This window comes from Microcoleus sp. bin48.metabat.b7b8b9.023 (assembly GCF_013299185.1).
GTDB lineage: Bacteria > Cyanobacteriota > Cyanobacteriia > Cyanobacteriales > Microcoleaceae > Microcoleus.
Genome location: NZ_JAAFKG010000021.1, coordinates 55,024 through 76,510, shown reverse-complemented (window position 1 = coordinate 76,510; position 21,487 = coordinate 55,024). Strand labels below are relative to the sequence as shown.

General features: G+C 44.0%; 12 protein-coding genes. 3 read left to right on the top strand and 9 right to left on the bottom strand.

The window, feature by feature from the left end; genetic code table 11:
* Positions 1–419: 419 nt before the first annotated feature.
* Both QZW82_RS14245 and QZW82_RS14240 read right to left on the bottom strand, forming a co-directional pair.
* Positions 420–1,052: an RloB family protein gene (locus QZW82_RS14245; RefSeq protein ID WP_293149181.1), complete on the bottom strand. Its 633-nt coding sequence runs from the start codon at positions 1,050–1,052 to the stop codon at positions 420–422.
* Positions 1,045–2,331, bottom strand: coding sequence for an ATP-binding protein (locus tag QZW82_RS14240; RefSeq protein ID WP_293149179.1), 1,287 nt, complete (start codon positions 2,329–2,331; stop codon positions 1,045–1,047). Before QZW82_RS14240 ends, QZW82_RS14245 begins: the two co-directional genes overlap by 8 nt.
* A gap of 99 nt (positions 2,332–2,430) precedes the next feature.
* On the opposite strand from QZW82_RS14240, the gene hpsP reads away from it, so the two are divergent.
* Positions 2,431–3,702 (top strand): hormogonium polysaccharide biosynthesis glycosyltransferase HpsP, encoded by a 1,272-nt coding sequence (gene hpsP, locus QZW82_RS14235; RefSeq protein ID WP_293149177.1) that lies wholly within the window; start codon positions 2,431–2,433, stop codon positions 3,700–3,702.
* Between the two features lie 12 nt (positions 3,703–3,714).
* Here hpsP and QZW82_RS14230 read toward each other — a convergent pair whose 3' ends face one another.
* The 4 genes from QZW82_RS14230 to QZW82_RS14215 form a co-directional block, all read right to left on the bottom strand.
* A complete protein-coding gene (locus QZW82_RS14230; protein ID WP_293149175.1) occupies positions 3,715–5,679 on the bottom strand; it encodes a TerD family protein in 1,965 nt (654 codons plus the stop codon).
* Positions 5,680–5,905: 226 nt separating this feature from the next.
* Positions 5,906–6,463, bottom strand: a complete 558-nt coding sequence (locus tag QZW82_RS14225) for a TerD family protein (RefSeq protein WP_293149173.1) — start codon at positions 6,461–6,463, stop codon at positions 5,906–5,908.
* Positions 6,464–6,978: 515 nt separating this feature from the next.
* The gene (locus QZW82_RS14220; protein ID WP_293149171.1) at positions 6,979–7,383 is read right to left on the bottom strand and encodes a DUF4359 domain-containing protein; all 405 of its coding nucleotides are present in this window, start codon (positions 7,381–7,383) and stop codon (positions 6,979–6,981) included.
* A gap of 299 nt (positions 7,384–7,682) precedes the next feature.
* The gene (locus QZW82_RS14215) at positions 7,683–8,648 is read right to left on the bottom strand and encodes a M48 family metallopeptidase (protein ID WP_293149168.1); all 966 of its coding nucleotides are present in this window, start codon (positions 8,646–8,648) and stop codon (positions 7,683–7,685) included.
* Positions 8,649–8,857: 209 nt separating this feature from the next.
* Between QZW82_RS14215 and QZW82_RS14210 the strand changes: the two genes are divergently transcribed.
* Positions 8,858–9,409 carry an acireductone dioxygenase gene (locus tag QZW82_RS14210; protein WP_293149222.1) on the top strand — a complete coding sequence of 184 codons (552 nt, stop codon included), beginning with the start codon at positions 8,858–8,860 and terminating at the stop codon, positions 9,407–9,409.
* 441 nt (positions 9,410–9,850) lie between these two features.
* Here the strand turns inward: QZW82_RS14210 and QZW82_RS14205 are convergent, their stop codons facing one another.
* Positions 9,851–11,470, bottom strand: a complete 1,620-nt coding sequence (locus QZW82_RS14205; protein ID WP_293149166.1) for an NAD(P)/FAD-dependent oxidoreductase — start codon at positions 11,468–11,470, stop codon at positions 9,851–9,853.
* A 354-nt stretch (positions 11,471–11,824) separates the two neighbouring features.
* Here QZW82_RS14205 and QZW82_RS14200 point away from each other — a divergent pair, with 354 nt between their 5' ends.
* A complete protein-coding gene (locus tag QZW82_RS14200) occupies positions 11,825–12,421 on the top strand; it encodes a chorismate lyase (RefSeq protein ID WP_293149164.1) in 597 nt (198 codons plus the stop codon).
* Between the two features lie 204 nt (positions 12,422–12,625).
* On the opposite strand, the gene QZW82_RS14195 is transcribed toward QZW82_RS14200, so the two are convergent.
* Together QZW82_RS14195 and QZW82_RS14190 are read right to left on the bottom strand one after the other, a co-directional pair.
* Complete coding sequence (locus tag QZW82_RS14195; protein ID WP_293149163.1) at positions 12,626–13,936, bottom strand: cytochrome P450; 1,311 nt, start codon at positions 13,934–13,936, stop codon at positions 12,626–12,628.
* A 296-nt stretch (positions 13,937–14,232) separates the two neighbouring features.
* Positions 14,233–20,478, bottom strand: a complete 6,246-nt coding sequence (locus tag QZW82_RS14190; protein WP_293149162.1) for a PAS domain S-box protein — start codon at positions 20,476–20,478, stop codon at positions 14,233–14,235.
* Between the last annotated feature and the right edge of the window lie 1,009 nt (positions 20,479–21,487).

Sequence of the window (21,487 nt, the reverse complement as noted above, 5' to 3'; positions counted from 1 at the left end):
TTTTTGATTCAACTCCTAAAGCTACTTAAAAATGAACAGTCATTTTTGGTATTCTCCATGATTAATCTTTCTCGATCGTATCACAACACTCTTGAGTTAGTCCGATCGGATAAATTTTATCTCGCGCATCTATGGGACACACAGACTCATGAGAAGAAGTCAAATTGTGCTAATACCAAGTAGATTTAAGGTATAGCGGTTCTCAGAAATATGAGGTACGTTGTTGGGCTTCAGCCCTCTTAATTAAACTGGTTATATGAGCTGTCAGTCATACCTCATCTTTTTGACAAAGGCTATAGCGGTTCTCACAAAGATTCGCGGACGTTGTTGGGCTTCAGCCCTCTTGGTTTCAGCGGTTATACAACCTGCCAGTCATACCTCATCTTTTTGACAAAGGCTATATATCCTGTCAAAATTCATCAACTCTTAGGAATAAAACTATTAAGTTCTTCCACTAGCAGATGCACAGTTGTTGAAGGATTATCACTTTCAGGATTAGGGCGATCGTATTCCATTAAAAGCCGTTTTGCGTGTTTAATTGCATCCTGTTGTTTATTTTTCAGTTCCTCATAAATCGTTTCACTGTTTTTCTGATACTCGTGTTCGAGCAACTTCGTCAACATATTTTGATAATCCTTGCGAGAAATTCCAGTATTATAAAAATGGAAGTGTAGTAAATACCAAAGTTCAAAAGCATCATTGGAGTACGCTACTTTAACGCCGTTATTTTTGGCAAGAGTCATAGCTGCATTAAAATTTTGCGCGTCGTTAGAATTTTTACCGTTAATATCGCGATCGAAGACACACCAAAATCGATCGCTTTCGTCGTATTCTGAGTCATTTTTTAACTCAATAGCTTTTTCTACTAAACTCTTCGTATTTTTCCCTTCTCCCTTGATATCAAGCTTGATTACCTTTGTGTCTACCGCGAAACTTCTAAAATAGTTGGGTTCTGTTTTTTCACCTTCGCACACGATTAAAAACCATCTTCTATTTTTAACTTTTCTTTTAGAGTAATCAATAGTTCTTCTGGACGAACTTTTTTTAGGCATAAAGTTCACCTAGAAGTTCTTTGAAATTACCAACAAAAGGGATAGCGCCATACTTACCGATGATGTAATCGCGCTCAAATGAGGCATCTTTTCCTACTTTATACTCTACTAAAGAGTACAAATCAGTAGCGCCCTTATTGTCTTTCTCGGTAAACCATATTTGATCTCGGCGAAAAGCCTTGCTGCTGAGCAGATTTGTGTCGTGTGTCGTGAATATAAGCTGTGCGTTGTGGGGATTAGTCTCGTTAGAATTGAACAAGCAGATTAATTCACGAGTAATCAACGGATGAAGTCGGGCATCAAGTTCATCTATGAATAAAATTTTTCCTCTCCTCAAAGTATCGAGAAGCAGCCCTGCTAATGCAAACAATTTGTTTGTTCCCTCAGACTCATGCTTTTCAATATCGAATATTTCTATAGCAGTCTGCTTACCGTCAGCATCATATTTCCGATGAACTGTTTTTACGGCTGGTTTACTTTCAGAAGTAGGATATAAACTACCGTATGAACCACCATATGATGCGGTGTTCTGGGAAATAATAAATACAGGTTTATTTATGATTTGGATATCAGCAATACCCAAGTCTAATTTTTTGATAAATTCAATAATATCATGCCTGTGGCGATCGTTCTCAAAAGACTCTAAAGTTTCCTTGCGGTATTGCCTATCTTGCAAGCCTGATATCAATTGCAAAGTTTTACTGAACCACAGCAGAATTTTGCCAGAAAGTTTACCATTAAATTGTGCGACAACAGAAAGAAATAAAGCATTATTTCTGGTTTTATTGCTAATACCTTGCCCTTCCGGGAAATCATCTAATATAAAGCTGTCAAAATTCCGTTCAAAAAGCATTGTTTCTGAATCTTCATCACTTTGAAACAACCACTCAGCAACAACCTGTTCAGAATTAATCTCAAAACCATATCTAAAATTTTTGCCTTCTAGCAAGAAAACTATTTCAAAGAAGGATGGCTCTTTTTCTGTCTCTGTGCTTAGCCTGAATGCTTCAATATCGATCGCCTCTGAAACTTGCGTTTCTTTGGATGAGTTAAGGACAAACCACTTCATAAAGTTAACAGCAGCAATAAGATTGCTTTTGCCGCTGGCATTTGCTCCATAAATAGCAGCACTTTTTAGCAATTTCAATCTATGATTGATTTCAAATACATTATTTTCGTCAAGCTCTCGATCGTCCTCCGTAATTGACGAAGCTACCATGCTGAGGGTGACAGTTTCTTTAAAAGATTTGTAGTTGCCGACGCTGAATCCAATCAGCATAACTTGCCTCCGATCGCCTAAATTAGTATAAAGTGCAAATCTTGCAATTTTTTATATAATAACACAACCAGCTACCGCAACTAAGACCAAGCACTAATCATGCGAATCCTTCAAATTATCCCCTCAATTTCTCTCGTCTACGGCGGCCCGAGTCAAATGGTATTGGGGCTTTCTGCCGCCCTCGCTTCCCAAGGCATTGATGTCACAATTATCACTACAGATTCTAACGGAGATATCGGTCAAGATCCTTTAGATGTGCCGTTAAATATACCGATCGCACAAAACGGCTATGAGATTATTTATTTCCGCTGTTCTCCGTTTCGCAGATATAAGTTTTCTCTGAGTTTGTTGCAGTGGTTGAATGAGAATGCGCGGCAATTTGACCTCGCTCACATTCATGCTTTGTTCTCGCCAGTAACTACTTTCGCCGCGACAATTGCCAGATATCACAAGTTACCGTATATTATCCGGCCCTGCGGTATGCTTGACCCCGCAGATTTGCAGAAGAAAAAGCTTTTAAAACAGGTTTATGCTACACTTTTAGAACGACCTAATTTAGCAGGTGCGGCAGCAATTCATTTTACTAGCAAGCAAGAAGCTAAAGTTTCAAAAAGGTTTGGTTTGCATAGCACAAGTAAGATGTCTGTGCCACGAGATTTGGTGATTCCATTGGGGGTGACGGCTGATTTCGATCGCGCTTTTCCTGTCTCCCCATTTTTAACAGAGGCTGGGGGAGGAAGGACTGAAGTCCTTACTACAAACTTTTCTGTAGCTAATTCTTATCCTGGTGATATATTGACCACTCCTCAAATCCCAATAATCTTATTCATGTCGCGAATCGATCGCAAAAAAGGATTAGACTTGCTAATTCCGGCACTGGAAGGTATTTTAGCAGATGGTATAAAATTTAACTTTATTTTAGCAGGTTCTAATCCCCAAGATGCCGATTACGAAAACCAAATTAAAGTCCAAATAAAAAAATCAAGTTTAGGAAAATTTACGACAATAACGGGTTTTGTTAGCGGTGATTCAAAAGCTGAAATTTTGAGAAAAGCCAACTTATTTGTGTTGCCTTCTTATTATGAAAACTTTGGGATTGCTGTAGCAGAAGCGATGGCTGCGGGTGTACCTGTTGTTATTTCCGATCGCGTTTATATCTGCGAAGACATCCAGCAAGCGGAGGCTGGGTGGGTGGTACCTCTGGAGGTAGGGGATCTCGCCCGCGCGATCGCATCAGCCCTCCTGGCATCAGAGGAAAGGCAGCGCAGGGGCTTGAACGGGCAAGCTTATGCTAAAAAGTATTATAACTGGGAGGCGATCGCCCGACAAACCATCGAAGCTTACCAGCACATTTTGGTATCTATGAACTAACGCGACTGAAGTTTACCTTTTACTTCTTCTCCTGCTGCGAGTTCTTGTGCTGCTGCTATCAGAATTGTCAGGTGAGATTTTTTCAGCGCTGCTACTGCTTTTAACATCAGTAGAGTCAGAGTTCGATCCAGCGATAGCGGATTTTCTTTTAATTATAATCGGAACATTAACAGACCGACCGCAGGGTCGCCCCAAGGAGTCTATATTCCTTCGATAATCGCAGATTACAGCCTGTGCAGTCGGTTCTTGACACTTATTAATAAAGCTTTTTGCTAATTGGTGATTATTTCCGTCTCCCTGCTTTGAGAAAAGTTCTCCTGCTTTGTTAAAGTCTGCTACTGCTTGCGATCTAGTTCCCAGCATACAGCGAATAGCACCTCGTTCCAAATAAGCCAAACCATAATCAGAATTAACGCGAATAGCTTGTTCGTAATTCCCGATCGCCTTTTGCTTGTCTCCCAATTCATAGTATGCTTGACCGCGACCGAAATAAGCTTCTGCCAAGTTAGGATTGAATTGCAGCGCTCGATCGTAATGGTAAATTGCCTGCTGCTTGTTTCCCAGCTTGGAACTGGCAATTCCCAATCCGAGATAAGCTTGAGGGATGTTGGGATTCAGTCCTAAAGCCTGATTGAAATTTGCGATCGCCCCGGGAACATCTCCCTTTTGAATTTTCAGAGAACCTTGGTTGCTGAAATTTGCAGCTTTTTGAGCGATCGCCAGTCTTTGACTGATAACAGCGCGATTTGCCCGGTAATTAGATAACTTATTTTGAGCTAAATTGTAAACAGGTGTCCGTGACTCGATCGGTTCTAAAAGCGCGATCGCCTGTTGCCATTTATTTTGCGACTGATGCCAAACTTCCATCGGATGAGGCGGTTTTTGCACGAGTACAGCAGCTTCCATCGCCAATTTTTGAGCTTTTTCTAGACTTTCTGCCGCCTGTAAATTTCGCTCTACAGCAACCAAACTAGGGCGCAGTTTAAGCAAATCTGCTCTAGCCTGTTGATACCCAAAGCCGGGGAAGTTAGGAATTTTCTCTAAATTGGCGATCGTTTCTTTCAGTCGTTTATCGAAACTTCTGAGCAGATTTACATCGGTTGCTTGCGCTGCATTCTGCGTTTCAACTTCCAGTATTTTCGCTTGCTTGTGCGTTTCATTTCCGGATCGCATAAAGGCGATCGCACCTGCACCTGTCCCCAACACAAAAACCCCTAAACCTGCTAATAAAGCTGCGGGTATCTTACGGCTTCTCGAATTAATTTGAGTGTTAATTTGCGATCGTAGCGAACTCCCCGTCTCGCCGGAAGGTTCCGGTTCTGACTCCACGTCCAAATCCCAAGCCGGCAACTGCAAATCATCGGCTGCTGTTCCCGCTGTCAACTCGTTAGTAATCGGAGCAATATCATTGCTATTTCCGCTGCAATACTTGTCAACAAAACTATGCAATCTTGCCTGATATCCTTGTCCTACCGCCTGAAATCTCCACTCTCCATTCTTTCTATACAAACGACCCAATTCTACAGCAGTCTTTCTGGAAAAATTCTCTTTTAATTCATACCGAACAAGTTCGCTTCCTGTATCCAAATTACAAACTTTGATAAAACTATTTGTGATATTGCTAAAATTTCCCTTGACTTCTTGTGCTTCATGAATAGTGACAGCAAAAATTATTTCCTCAATTTCAGGATTAATTTTATCTAAAATAACGCCGTAAATAGTCTTGTTCTCTTGACCTCGATTGTTTTTTTCAGGAATTGATTGCAGTACCGAACCGTCAGAGGATTGCAGATTATTGTAAAAGATAAAATATTTATCGTTAGGTGTTTTGCCGTCAGAACCTAGCATAAACGCAGAGACATCAATCTCGTAACTTTGTGCTGCCTCTGTCACCTGCCAACCGAGGGCGATCGCCATTTTTTTTAAATTCGGTGCTGCTTTAGATATATTAAAGCTCTCACCTTTAGTTAATTGCATTGCCATCTGCTTATTTGTTTAACATAAAACTTTATAACGCTCATATTAATATTAAATGGCACAATAACTTTTTGTCTTAACAAAATTTAATATTTTGGCTCAGAAGAGCAGGTAAGATTAAAAATAGATTCTGCCTGTATCTGAATTTATTGAGATTTACTTAGATATAATTACGTAAGTAAAAACCGAGATTTCTACACAACCCGGTTTCTAACTTACTGCTATTTCACCTGCAATACTTGTCAACAAAACTCTTCAATCCAGCTTGATATCCCGCTCCTACCGCCTGAAATCTCCACTCTCCATTCTTTCTATACAAACGACCAAATTCTAAAGCAGTTTCTAGCGTAAAATTCTCTGTTAATTCATACCGGACAAGTTCGATTCCGGTATCCAAATTGATAATTTTGATAAAACTATTTCTGATATTGCTAAAACTTGCATTGATTTTATCTGCTTCGTGAATAGTGACAACAAAAGTTATTTCCACAATTTCAGGATTAACTTTTTCTAAGATAATGCCGTAAATAGTCTTATTTTCTTTGCCTGGGCTGTTTGCAGGAATCGATTGCAGTACGGAACCGTCAGAGGATTGCAGATTATTGTAAAAGATAAAACAATTATCGTCAGGTAATTTGCCGTCCGAATCTAGCATAAATGCAGAGACATCAATGTCGTAGCTTTGTCCTGCCTCCGTTACCTGCCAACCGAGGGCGATCGCCATTTTTTTTAAATCCGGCGCTTCTTGAGAGAGGTTAAATCTCTCACCCTTACTTAATTGCATTGCCATCTGCTTATTTGTCAAACATAAAAATTTATCTTATTTATTTTAATAGTAAGTGGCACAATAACTTGTCGTCTTTAATAAAATTTAATATTTTGATGATATAGTAGTCCTCGCATCATTTACATAATTTTTGTAGTGGCTCTTAAAGATCCAGGTTGCCCCGATAGATATGGGGTAGGCACGCACCATCCACTACCCCTACCAATCTTCATCAATCATTTAGGATTGCTATAAATCTTTAATTATCACATAGATTTTTTTGCAAGATGTCTATTAAATCCAGGTATGTAGTTGCGCTTTAGCGCTCTTGCTGGGATATCGGAAAGAGGGCTGAAGCCCAACAACGTCCGCGAATCTTTCTGATAACCGCTATAGACTTTTTTTCAAGAGGTCTAATAGTCTGATTTTAATTTATCCGTTACAAAAGTTCTGGCTTAAAACCAATTATTTCTGACAAGTAAAAACCGGGTTCGATCGCAAGCCCGGTTTCTATAATTTAACTTAATTTGACATTACTTTTCAGCATTTGCCGAACTAGGTGGGAGGGTAACGAAATTGCCAAAAGCTCCAACCGTTTGATAGCTTTTTTTACCTAGTTGAGTTGTGTAAATGCTGACAACGCCAAAGTTCTGACGTTCCGTTGTATTGTCGAGCAAGTGTTCGATCGAGCCGCGCTGGGAAGTCAGAAAAGTCTCTGCAACGCCACTCAAAGCTTTGGGTACGCGGGAATCATTACGCACGGTGTTTTTAAACTCGGTTTCGAGTACGCCGGAAGCATAGGTTAGGTATTTGTCTCTCGGAGGATTTGTAAATGCCATCCCGGCAGCTAGCACGCTGAGGGCGATCGCAATTTTTCCGATATTCCCGAAAAAATTAGAAGTTGGTTTGTGAGTATTCATTGCTTTATCAATAATCATTTTTTTCTTGCCCCGATTGAGTTATAAGCTTATCTAGATTTAAACTACACCTTCTGAGAAACAGATTTCAGAAAAAAGAGGACAGTTTCTAGATTGGAGGCGAGTTGCGAGTGCAGGCTATGGCTTTTGGGGACGATCGCACTCTAATATAATTGCGAGGTAGCGGGATGGGAGATCCGCAGCCTGTCTTCCTTTTACTTTCCTCCCTCCCCCAAATCCGGTAAATTTTCAAAGACTTACGCAAACACTGGTTGAGGGCGCTAATGACAGCCGCAAGGTACTTGCGGCACATCCTCAACTTATTTTTGCTTAGATTTTTGTCGATCGATCTCCCGCTGCAATTCCTCAATCTGACGGCGCAAAGCCTCCGTCTCGCTGTTAGATGCCTGAGACTTGACATCAACCGCACCCTCAGCCACAGCCCGCTTGTAGTTCCCCAGCTTAATTTGCCGGTATTCCTCGGAAGTCGCCCAATCTCGCAAATAGCGCAAACGTTCAACCGGGAAAGGGTGACTCAGCATCACGCCTTGGCCGCCGTTGTAAAGTAAAAATTTATACACTTGGTTGAGATTGTCGCGATCGAGATCTTGATAGTTGTCAGACTGACGGATAAATTCTTGCAAACTGCATTGATCTGCATATTTACTGCTAACTCCCGAAAGTTTCATCATCGTCTTCATCACACAGTTCAAATCATCTGTCACCAACAAAGCAGCCCGATCCGCAGATAATTCAGCCTTCCGCCGCCACTCATAAAAAGCGAAAATCAAACCGCTGCCGACAATATTTCCCAGCCCAAAAGTCATCTCGCCAATTGTTGATGCGATGCTCATCGCCCACATCGCCATTTGATTTAAAGTTGGATGCCCGCATTTGATGTGTCCCAACTCGTGAGCCAGAACAGTCTTGATTTCTGACTCATCCAACAAATCTAAAAGACCTGTATTTAAGACTATATAGGGTTGATTTTTCCCGAGTGCATAGCTGTTAACAGCGGGATTCTGAGACACAAACAAACCCGGTTCTGGAAAAATATCTAAATCCTGCACGCACTCCCGAAATATATGATAAATGCTGGCATATTGGCGCGGGCCGACTTGGATGCTATTTCCCATTAGGTAAACGAACTGCGGTCGTTCGTAGACAAACTCTACAAATTTGCTGGCAATTAAGTCAAATCCAGGTACGCTGCGTAATGCGGCCTCGGCCTGGCGATCGAGGGGATGCTGAAAAGCTTCGCTAGAAATTCCTGTATAAGTAGGCATAGTTGTTGCAAAAGTTACATGAGTAAGATCAGTATGCCGATCGCTGCGGTTGCTACCGGGCGCCTGACTTATAAATATTATCTCTTGTGGAACAGGGATCTTGCCGGTTCAAATTAGCGTTAAAATGGTTTTTCAGCAGCAGGCGCGATCGACAAAAATCTTCCTAAGTGCCTCTGTATCGCCTCACTCAACAATTGGAACGTTCAAAAATGGCTATCCTGCGACACGAAAACGGTACAACCTACACTCAACTGAGCGACATTACCCGCGAGCTCGCTCCCTTAAACATTCAACTCAACCGCTGGCCCGTGGGCGAAAATCCAGAAATTCAAAATTTATTAGCCAAAGATGCCCTTAGCGACACCGAAAAAGAGCAAGTCTTGCAAGCCCTCGACGGCTACTTCCAACAACTCCAGGAAACCGCAGGCTATCAATCCCGCGACTTAATCGTACTGCATCCAGACATTCCCAACCTCGACACCCTGCTGTCAAAATTCAACAACTGCCACATCCACGCCGACGATGAAGTGCGCTACATCGTAGCAGGCGAGGGCATTTTCGGCTTCGTGCGGCCCGATGGCAGCCAAGTTGAACTTACGGTACAGCCAGAAGAATTTATCAACGTACCGGCGAATACAGAACACTGGTTTTATTTGACAGCGCCCCGGAGAATTAAAGCTGTGCGCTATTTTACTACTACGGACGGCTGGACGCCAGAATATACGGATACGGAAATTCGTTTCCGCTTAGCTGCTGTTTGACAGTTGACAGTTGACAGCACGATCTATCTCTGTATTATCTCTCTCTGTGTCCTCTGTGTTCTCTGCGGTTCAATCATTCCGGAAAAGCCGGATTTGATATTACTCGGGCGATGAAAGAAATCAGGTGCGTCGCCCTGTAGATTGTGGGCTTTTATTCAGAGATTTATCCCAGGCGACGCACCCTACAAACAGTATGATTCATCTCTGTATTCTCTCTCTGTGTCCTCTGTGTTCTCTGCGGTTAAATCATTCCGGAAAAGCCGGATTTAATATTACTAGGGCGATGAAAGAAATCAGGTGCGTCGCTATGAGATTGTGGGCTTTATTCAGAAATTTTTCAGGGCGACGCACCCTACAACTTATATAATTAGTTCCACTAAGAGGGCTGAAGCCCAACAACATACCTAATCTTTCTGAGAAGCGCTATACCTTGAAATCAGGTCAAACTTTGTGATTTGAAGATTGCAATATACTCAAAGCAACCGCCTCCGCTACCTTAATTCCATCAATCCCCGCCGACAGAATTCCACCCGCATATCCCGCACCTTCCCCCGCAGGATAAAGCCCTTCAGTATTCAAACTCTGATAATCGTCTTTGCGCTTGATCCGAATTGGTGAAGAAGTGCGCGTTTCCACTCCAGTCAAAACCGCATCATCCATCGCAAATCCTTTAATTTGTTTGTCAAAAGCCGGAAGTGCTTCGCGGATGGCTGCGATCGCAAAATCCGGCAAACTTTCGCTCAAATCAGTCATCACAACACCGGGCGTATAAGAAGGCTGCACAGTGCCTAGGGCGATCGAAGGGCGATTCGCCAAAAAATCTCCCACAAGCTGCCCAGGAGCGTTGTAAGTGCCACCTCCTAACTCAAATGCCCGTTCTTCTAGGCGACGTTGAAACTCAATTCCCGCCAAGGGATGACCGGGATAATCTTCCGGCGTGATACCCACCACAATCCCGCTGTTAGCATTGCGTTCGTTGCGAGAATATTGACTCATCCCATTCGTCACAAGTCGCCCCGGTTCCGACGCCGCCGCCACTACTAAACCACCGGGACACATACAGAAACTGTACACAGAACGACCATTTGCACAATGGTGAACCAGTTTGTAATCGGCGGCACCCAAAAGCTTGTGGCCCGCCCGATCGCCAAAACGACAGCGATCGATCGCACTTTGGGGATGTTCCACCCGAAAACCAATCGAAAAAGGTTTAGCCTCAATGTAAACACCGCGCGAGAATAACATCTCAAAAGTATCGCGGGCGCTGTGTCCTACCGCCAGAACTATATAATTACTAGCAATATATTCTCCACTCGCCGTGGTAAGTCCCTGCACTTTGCCATTTTCGATATGAATATCTTCCACACGAGTTTGAAACCGAATCTCTCCGCCTAAGGATTCAATTTTTGCCCGCATCTTTTGGACAATTCCCACCAGTTTCAATGTCCCAATATGCGGCTTATTAATATATAAAATTTCCGGTGAAGCTCCCGCATTTACAAGTTCTGTCAGCACCTTGCGCCCGTAATGCTGAGGATCTTTAACTTGGCTGTAGAGCTTGCCATCGGAAAAAGTACCCGCACCGCCTTCGCCAAACTGGGCGTTAGATTCTGGGTTGAATTCAGTTTTTTTCTTCCAAAATCCAAACGTATCAGCGGTGCGATCGCGCACAGCTTTGCCGCGTTCCAAAAGGATCGGGCGAAACCCCATTTGTGCCAGCATCAGCCCTGCAAACATCCCGCACGGCCCCGTACCGATCACAATAGGCCGAATCGTCAAATTGCTGGGGGCTTCGGCTACATAGCGATAACTCGTGTCTGGCGTTACCATGACATGAGGGTCTTTTTTGAAGCGTTGGAGAAGTTGCTTTTCCTGTGTTGTCTCGACATCCACAATATAGACAAGCACTATTTCGGCTTTTTTGCGAGCATCGTAGCTGCGCTTAAAGATGGTGTAGCTGAGCAATTCTTCGGGGGGAATTTGCAGCTTTTTGACTATGGCGCTGGCGATCGCATCTTCAGCACGATCTAAGGGGAGTTTGATTTCGCTTATTCGTAACATATAGCGGTTATCAGAAAGATCGGGTATGTTGTTGGGCTTTAGCCCTCTTAGTCCAGGAGTTATATAAGCTGTCAATGATACCTCATCTTTTTGAGAAAGGCTATATATATAAATTCTCAAGTGAGTGAGGTACAGATTAGTAATTGGTAATTGGTAATTGGTAATTGGTAATTAGGAATTGGTAATTGGTAAAACAACTGGCGAGTAGCTTATCAAACTCGATCGCAGCCATAGGTCATCTGGACGAGAAAGGCGATTTTTGGGCTATCCCCACTTAATTGTAAATTTTAGATTTTAGATTCCATAATTGCAGAAGCGCTATAATAAACAAAAAATTAAGTTTTGTAAAGACCCTTGACTGCAACATTTACACCCAAAAACAGCCAAACCTGGCACGCTCTCAACCCCCTGTGGGAAGGAGCCCAAGACGCAGTACAGAAGGGTTTACCCCACAGCAAGCTAGCACCGGCATGGCAAATACTGCTTTTGGGCGACGGTTCCCCCACCCGTCACCTGCAACTGCTGACAGGGGAACCCACAGAAGTAGATGTGATCGATATGTCGTTGGTGGGTGAAGGCGCAGACGGTGCGCCTGCACAAATTGTGGCGGTTCCAGGGCCCCGCCTGCGCCGTCAAGTGTGGCTGCGTACAGCTTCGGGAAAGCGCCTCGCCTACGCGACTTCTTGGTGGGAAGCGAGTCACGTAGATGAATATTTGGAAAATAAATCTTTGCCAATTTGGGCAAGTTTAGCGCGCCTGCGAACTGAGTTGTATCGCGATGTGCAAGGTATTTATTGCGGTGAGTCGGTGGCCTTGGAGTCGGCTTTTCAACAGTCGGGGCCTTTTTGGGGGCGACACTATTTGTTTTGGCATCACGGGAAGCCGCTGACGCTGATTTATGAGGTGTTTTCGCCTTATTTGACTAAGTATTTGGGGCCGATGGAGTTGTAATATTGTAGGCGATCGCACAATCATCATAAAGTTTGTAGTGAGGACTTTAGTCCTCTGGTTGATGCGGACTAAAGTCCTCACTACGAACCTGAAGAAGGACTAAAGTCCTCACTACGAACCTGAAGAAGGACTAAAGTCCTCACTACGAACCTGAAGAAGGACTAAAGTCCTCACTACGAACCTGAAGAAGGACTAAAGTCCTCACTACGAACCTGCAATTTTTCGCCGGAACTTCACTCGCAAACCGTCGCGCGGGTGCGGAGTCGGTACTAGGATTAAATTTAAATCTTGATCCGGTAATAGCTCCCATTCGCACTCTCGAACCATCCTCGCCGCAAACAGTTTCATTTCCAGCCGCGCGAATTCTTTCCCCAAACATTCCCGCAAACCGCCGCCGAAGGGGACGTAACTGAAAGGTTTCGCATTTGTCGATCGCTCCAAACTGAATCGATCCGGGTCAAAGCGATCGGGTTCGGGATAAACTGAGGTATCTTGATGCGTCTGATTTATTTCATAAAGCACGATCCAACCCTTAGGAATTTCGTAGCCCCCCAACTCGCAAGGCTTAATTACCTGACGAAAACCGCCTGCCAACGGCGGAACCAACCGCAGCACTTCTCGCAGCACCTGCTCTAAATAAGTCATTTGTTTGAGGTGTTCCAAAGTTAGCGGTTCAGTGGTCGAAAACTGCTGTTGTTCGGCGCGAATTTTTGCCATCACATCGGGGTTTTGAGCCAGCAGAAGGCAAAAAGAGGCGATCGCAGAACTTAGAGACGAGTGTCCTGTAAACAACAGCAGCAGCACTTGATCTTTCAACTCCTCCAAACTCAGAGAATTGCCATCATCATCGCGAGCGCAAATCAGCAAACCTAAAGCATCATTCTTGCTAGGAGTTCCTTGCTGTCGAGCGCGAATAATATTTTCCAGTTCTGCTAACAGCAACTTGCGGCACTTTTTGGCTTTTCCAAACTGAGTCCAAGGCAGATCTAAAGGAACAGAAAATAAACCATCAGACCAAATTTTAAAATAATTACCGAGTTCACTCTCCGAACTATTATCAATCCCCACTAGCAATTTGCAAGCAACATCAAAAGTATAATTCCTCAGTTCGGGATACCACGCAAACTCGCTCATTTGTGTCCACCTTTGCAAATAGCGCCCCGTGATATCTTCCATCCCGCCGATGTAGCCAGCCAAAGCTCGCGGTTGAAACGCTTGGTACAGCAGCTTGCGCCGATTTTGGTGGTCGGAACCCGTTTGCAGCGACAAGGAAAGCGGCCCTAACAGCGCTTTCGTGCTGGGAGGCCAACTCACAACAAAATACTGGTTTTCATTGCTTAAAACAAACAAATTCGCCTCTGAGCCGGACACAAATACGGTAGGCTGTCCGAAGATGCTGGTTTTGAAAATTGGCCCGTACTGTTGGTGGCGTTTTTTGGCGAATTGAGCATCTTGTAAAAAGTTGAGGGTATCCCCAATTAGCGGTAAACCCAAATTGCCTGGAGGTAATGTCATTTCAGATTTCAGATTTCAGATTTCAGATTTTAGATTGTTCATATCATATTAACTGAATTTACGCAACTGTATAAAGGTACGTTGTTGCGCTTCAGCGCTTTTATACATATGAAAGAGCGGGTGCATCTGGTTTTGGAAGAGGGCGAAGCATGACCGCATATAAGTTATTAGTTATCATCTCATATTCACCGAGGTCATGCTATAGCCCATAGGGATATATTCGCCTTGCGCCAGATGCACCCGAAAGAGCGCTGAAGCGCAACTACGTACCTAAGAGTTAACCCTATAGAACCTATTTAATTTTCTGTTCTTTGAATCGGAATCTTGATCGTAAATTCAGTGCCTTTCCCCACAACAGAGAAACACTTGATTTCGCCTTTATGCTTTTCGACAATAATAGAATGAGAAATCGCCAAGCCCATTCCCGTACCCGAACCGATCGGTTTTGTAGTATAGAACGGGTCAAATATCCGCTGCTTGACTTTATCGGTGATACCTGCACCGTTATCAGCAATTCTAATCGCAGCGAAATTACCTTCTACCTCTGTACGAATGCGGATAATTGCCGGATTTGGAAGCGGTTCTTGTAAAGCGTCAATTGCATTGGCTATAATATTCATAAACACCTGATTCAATTGTCCGGCGTAACACTCTACCAGCGGCAATTGTCCGTATTCTTTAACGACTTGAATTGCTGGGCGATCGGGCTGAACTTTCAGACGGTGTTCTAAAATCATTAACGTGCTGTCGATGCCTTCATGAATGTTAACTTTTTTCATCTCAGCTTCATCGAGGCGAGAGAAATTTCGCAAACTCCGCACAATATCCCGGATGCGAGTGGCTCCCACCTGCATCGAAGACAGCATTTTCGGCAAGTCGTCTAGCAAGAAATCTAGTTCTAAAACGTCTATTTCGTCCTGAATAGCTTGAGGTGGTTCTGGGTATTCATCTCGATACATTTGCAGCATTTTCATCAGGTTTGTGGTGTATTCTTCTGTGTAGGTAAGATTGCCGAAAATAAAGCTGACTGGGTTATTGATTTCGTGGGCAATTCCTGCTACCATCTGACCTAGACTCGACATTTTTTCTGCTTGCACGAGCTGGGTTTGAGCAAGCTTAAGTTCGCACAGAGTTGCTTCTAGTTGGGCAGTTTGTTCTCGCGCCATTCGGGCTGAATCGACGCTTTGCGTGTAGAGTTCGGATTGGCTGATGGCGATCGACAATTGATCGCAAATTGCCGATAGCAAATCCACTTCGTCTTGTGTCCACCTCCGCATCTCGCGACAAGCCACGCAGTCTACAACACCAATTAAACCCCCTGCACTCTTGACGGGCAAATCCAACATAGATTTGTAACCCACCTGCAAAAAGAACTCTCTTTCTACGGGATCGCTCCAAATTGAAACATCATCTATCTGGCAGATTTCCGATTTGGCTATTTTTTGTACCAGAGTCCCCGTTAGGTTAGCAGGATAATAACCCACAAGCGAGACCAAGTCATCATTTTTAGCTTCGTGGACGACATCCCAAGCTGGTATCTCGGCATCGGATACATACCAAATAAACAAGCAGCGATCGAGTTGCAGCAAGTCGCGAATTTGGTGTACAGTCGTTGCCAATATAGTATCTAAATCGAGAGAAGCGCGGATTTGACTGCCTAACTGGTTGAGCAATTTTTGCTTCATGGCTGCTGCTTTGGCTTCGGCGGCGACGAGGCGAGATGTTTCGTAAAGTTCGGCTTGATTAATGGCGATCGCCAATTGATTGCCCACAGCCACTAACAGTTCTACTTCCTCATCGCTCCAACACCGGATGCTGCTAGAAGCGCTACAGCAAATTACCCCTATTTTACCTGAAGATGTCTGAATGGGAATCTCCAGCAGAGACTGTAATCCTATAGACATGAAAAAATTCCGCTCTACTGGATCGGTAACATTTTTAAAATCATCCACCCGAATTATTTCAATATTTGCAATTCGCTCGGCTTGAGAACCAGTTATGTTAGCCGGAAATACACCCAGCAAGGAAGGTAGTTCATCATTTTTTGCCTCGTATTCTACATTCCAAAATGCTGATGTTTCGTTGGTTGTATACCAGATAAATATGCACCGTTCGAGCAGCAGCAATTCACGTATTTGCTGCACAGTGGTGGCCAAAATAGTGTCTAAATCCAGAGATTCGCGGATGTTGCTAGCTAGTTGGTTGAGCAGCGCTTCCTGCTCTGCTAATTTGCGGAATCTCGCTTCCGACTCTTGCAACTGTCTTTGAGCTTCTTTTTGTTTCGTTACGTCCAAACCCAAACCGATCAAGCCGATCGCATTACCGCAATCATCTTTGACCTGAGTTTTAATTATCTCCAACTGGTGGTATTCACCGTCAACCAACTGGAGCAATTCTTCAGAATAACAGGGAGTATCTTGGCTCCAGGCTTGTGCATCTGATACCATGCAGTTAGCAGATGCTTCTAATCCAAAAACTTCGGAATAGTGAGAGGCTGCTAAGAACAGCTCTTCGGGAATAGCTACATCTTCGCAGAAAGTTTTGTTGGCTAATAACATCCGCCCGCTAGCATTTGCCATCCACACCCAGATGGGAGCATTGTCAATAATTCCCCTCAAAGTTTGCTTTTGAGCCGCGAGAGCAATTTCTATTTGTTTGCGCTTGATTCCCAGGGCGATCGAATCGGCAACTGAGGCAAAAGAAATCAGCGTAGATTCCGTTAACTCCTGGCGAGAAAACATGGCGATTACTCCCACCAACTGATTGTCAACAATCAACGGATATCCAGCAAAAGCCACCATTCCTTCTCGTTTCGCCCATTCTTTGTCGCTGACTCGGGCATCTTCTTGCACAGAATTAGTGAGGTGAGGTTGTCGATCCCGGGCGATTAAGCCAATCTTGAATTCACCGAAAGCAATGCGGCTGTGAGCGCCGTCAATGTGAGTATAGAGCCCCGCGCTTGCTTGCATATCCAAGACATTTCCCTCTTCATTCAGCGTCCAAATCCGAGCAAACGCAGCATCCAAATGGCGCACAACTGCATCGGTGCAGTTTTGCAAAGTTTCAGGTAAAGTGCGGTTTTCAGTCAGAGCTATTCCCACATCTGCTGTGAATGAAGAAAGTTTCAATTGTTCTGCTAAAGCTTGTTCTGCGAATTTGCGATCTGTAACGTCGGCAGCAACACCGAGACGCTGCTGGATTTTGCCCGACTCTGTTCTGCTAAATACAATATCGCGACTGACTAACCAGCGCCAACTATTTTGTCTGTCGAGCACCCGATATTCGTACTCAACCACCTCGCCGTCGGGAGCATTTTCTATTTGCTGGATATATCTGGGAAATTTAGCTAAATCTTCAGGGTGGATAATTGTCGGCAACAGATTGCTGCCCATTTCTTGAACTTCTGCAACTGTATAGCCGAGGAGGTCGGTGATTTCGCGGTTGGCGTACACATTTCGCTGCTCTATTTCGTCGTAAACATAGAGAATATTCGGACTGGTACCGGCAATGCGCTCAACAAAATGCTGACTAGCTTGCAGCGCTGCTTCTGCAAGTTTTCGATCCGTAATGTCGGTGGAATTACCAATAATTCGGTAGATGCTGCCAGAGGCATCGTGCAGGGGCGTCAGAGTTACGATAAACCAATTTTCTACACCTGCCAATTCGGCGCTATTTTCGTAAGAAATCGAGCTGTCTGCGGCTAAACAATCGAGGTATCTTTTCCGAAAATCTGCTGCTACTGCTGGGGGAAACACTTCTTCGGGAGTTTTGCCTTTGACATCAGCGCTCAACATACCTGTGGATGCTTCTGTAGCTGCATTCCAGCCTGCATAGCGGAACTCTCCGGCGGCGACATCTACCACGAAAATAACTTGATTCGATCCGTTATAGATGCTGTTTAAAAATTCTTCTTGTTCGCGCAATTGTGCTTCGGCTTGTTTGCGTTCTGTAATATCGGTAGCACTTCCCACAATGCGACAAATTTTCCCAAATTCATCTCGCAGCGGAGTCAGAGTTGTGATAAAGCAGACTTCTTGAGTCTCAAGACTAACAGATTCTTCGTAAGAAAGAGAGCTATTTTTTAGCAGGCATTCTCTTAATTTCTGCCGGAAAAACGCTGCCGTAGATGCTGGGAAAAGTTCTTCTGGAGTTTTGCCGCATCCTTCCTCCTTGCTGATGTTACCGAGTAACTCTGCTGCTCGATTCCAGCCGGCGTAGCGAAATTCTCCGTCTGCACCGACATCTAGTACGAAAATACTGTAGTTCACACTGTCGTAGATGCTGCTCAGAAATTCTTTTTGCTGCCACATTTCTGCCTCGGCGCGCCGGGCTGGGGTTATGTCAGCGTGTACTCCTACCCACTCGCGAACGCTGCCATCTGCATTCAATACGGGTATACCGCGCACGCTCATATACCTGTACTCGCCGTCGTGCCGCAGCAAGCGGTGTTCTATTGCGAATAAGGTGCGATCGGCAAGTGCCTCAGACCACATCCTGGCAGTATATTCTCTGTCGTCGGGATGGATGTTATTGAGCCACCCCCATCCTTTAATTTCGTCGTAAGTCGCTCCCGTAAATGCACTCCATCCTGTTTGTTCGGCGACAACTTCGCCTGCGGCGGTAGTATCCCAAATAATTTGGGAGGTGGCTTCAGTTAAACACCGATATTTTTGCTCGCTTTCTTGGAGAGCTTTTTCGGCTTGTTTGCGATCGCCAATATCAGAAATAGTGCCAATCATTCTCACCGGAGCATTATTTTCATCTCTTTCTACGACTTTCCCCCGCGCCAAAATCCATTTAAATTCGCCGGATTTAGCTAACATTCTATGCTCAACAGCATAGCCATTTTCTGAATTTTCCAAATAGGCATTTAATTTCTGGTTCAATACCAGTAAATCGTCGGGATAAACTAGCTGTGACAAACCGATTGCATTTGCTTGTAGTTCCTCTGGTTCGTAGCCCAACAAAGCACTGTACTCGTGGTTGCAATACATTTCATCAGTAACTATATTCCAATCCCACATTCCGCTGTCGGAGCCCCAAAGAGCTAGCTGCAACCGCTCTTCGCTTCGCCGCAGGGCGGCTTCTGTCTGTTTGCGATCGCTAATATCGCGAGCAACTCCCACCACGCCCGTGATGTTTCCAGAGCGATCGCGCAAAGGGCTTTTTGTAGCAAGAAATGTCAAGATTTTGCCCTCACTATCTTTTACTACTTCTTCGATGGTTTCCTCAATCCCAGATTGCCAGATCCGGCGGTCATTTTCCGCCAGGACATTTGCAATCTCCAGCGGAAATAATTCTGCATCAATTTTGCCAATAATTTCTGATTTTGGCTTGCCGATAATGCCAGCAGTCTGAGAATTTACCAATAGGTAGCGGCCCTGAATATCTTTGACAAAAATGCGATCGCCTGTACTTTCTATGACATTTTCAAAGAGGATGTTGCTCTCTTGTAGTGCTGCTTCTATTGCTTTGCGATCGGTGATGTCGCGAGATACGCCAATCAAACCGATAATATTTCCTTCTGCGTCTTTCCAAGGGCATTTTGTGGTTAGTAGCGTCCTTTTTTCTCCTTCCTTTGGGATAGTTTCTTCATAATTTAAATATTGTCCCGTTGTCACGATCCTGTTGTCTAACTCTATAATTTTTTGAGCTGTTTCAGCAGGCAATAATTCTGTATCGTCTTTGCCTATAATTGCCTCGATAGGTTTTTCAAAAAATTGAGCTGCGGCAGAATTTACGATCGCGTAGCAGCCTTGAATATCCTTGACAAAAATGACATCCGGCGTGCTTTCAATCACGGAACGCAAGATAGAATTGCTCTGCTGGAGCGACTCTTGGGCGAGTTTGCGATCGGTAATTTCGCGGCCGATACCGTACATCAATTCTTCTTCACTGAAAGTGCTAGCAGTCCAGGCTATCCACTTGTAATACCCCTCGCTACACAGCCAGCGGTTTTCAAACCCAACGATATTATTCCCCGCAGCAATCCTTTCAGCTTCTTTGAGAGTAGTTTCGCGATCGTCTGGATGCACGAATTCAATGAAGAGTTTGCCCACAATTTCGGCTGAAGAATAGCCGAGGATTTTTTCGGCTGCTGGGTTGATGTGCTTGATATAACCGTCAAAACCAACGACGCAGAGCATCTCTGGCGACAGGCGAAAAAATCGATCGCCCTGGTTGAACTTGCTGGATTGGCGATCCGAGTTGCAGGCTGCGACAGCAGAGGCGTGCGATCGCGCCGACACCGCCAACATCACAATATTGGCTATGGCCAAACATCCCAGGGCGAGTTGGCTATTGTACAAACCATCGCCTCCGCCTGTTACCAGCAACCCGTTTAATACAAGCAGCACCACGCTCGCAACTGAGAATACACTGCCTGGGGCGATCGTCGCGAGGCTGATTGTTTTTTCATACTGCATACTGCATTCTGCCTTCTGTCTGCTGGTGACTGCTGCCGTTAATTTTATCAATAATAGTTGCAGGAATTTAAACAATTTAGTGTTTTGTGATTCTTCTATATGAACTAGATCTTTCATTTTTTTGAATAAGTTTAATTTTTGATGAGTTAAGACTTAAAAACAACTCTAAAGATGTTAAAATACTGTAAGTTTTCCTAACTATTGGGAAATCAAGTATTTGAAATTTTTCCTTAATCCCTGCAACACAACCATAAAATTAAGTGTATTTACGGAATTAGCGAGTAATATTTTTTTAGCTGCGGTGCGGTTTTTATCATTTTTTGGAAGGGCATAAAGGGTTTCTCTTTAATAATGAACCAGATATTGCTGTTAGTCATTGGACATTTGGCCTAATCTAGCTAGTCCAGGACGCAAAATTTAATTATCTAGAGTGAGCCTGAAGCAGATTACCGCGTAAGAGTATCGTGTCAAACCACTTTTTGCGTAAGTTATGACCGGATTTGATGTACTAAAATACTGCGGCGAACTCCCTGACTGCTGGTTAAAAAACCCGGACTCTCCGTCAAATTCAACCAAATTTGATACTACTTATTAATTCTGAAGTTAAAATGAAGATCGACTGTTGATTTATGAAAATACAATAAAAAATGTTGGTAGCAGTTGTTAGTTAAATTCCTCTGTTCCTGGGTAATTGGGAATTTGGAATCTTGGCTGCTCGCGACTTGTGCTGTATCTCCACAAGATCTCGACAACGGCGTCTTGCTCCGACTTGTGGTGTATCTCGACGAGAGCTCGATAACCGCGTAGCCGAAGTAGCGGAGCCGAGGGGAGCCGAAGCAAGTCGAAGGGCCCGAATCGATCGGAAGTGTTGAATTGTGATTAGGAAAAATTCAACTATTTAATACAATTTCACAAAACTCTTGCTACAATCATCAATCTGATATTAATTATTAAAATTCCCACAACCCCGCGCTGGAGAGGGCAATTCCGTTGCCATACAGATCCTTGGCACAATTTATATGTAGCCTGAATTCTGGGATTTGGTTAGAATTGTATCCCATCAAACCACCACAATCAAATTGGTTGGATGAGGAATTTAGTCCGATGCTGCCAAAGGCTCGGGGTT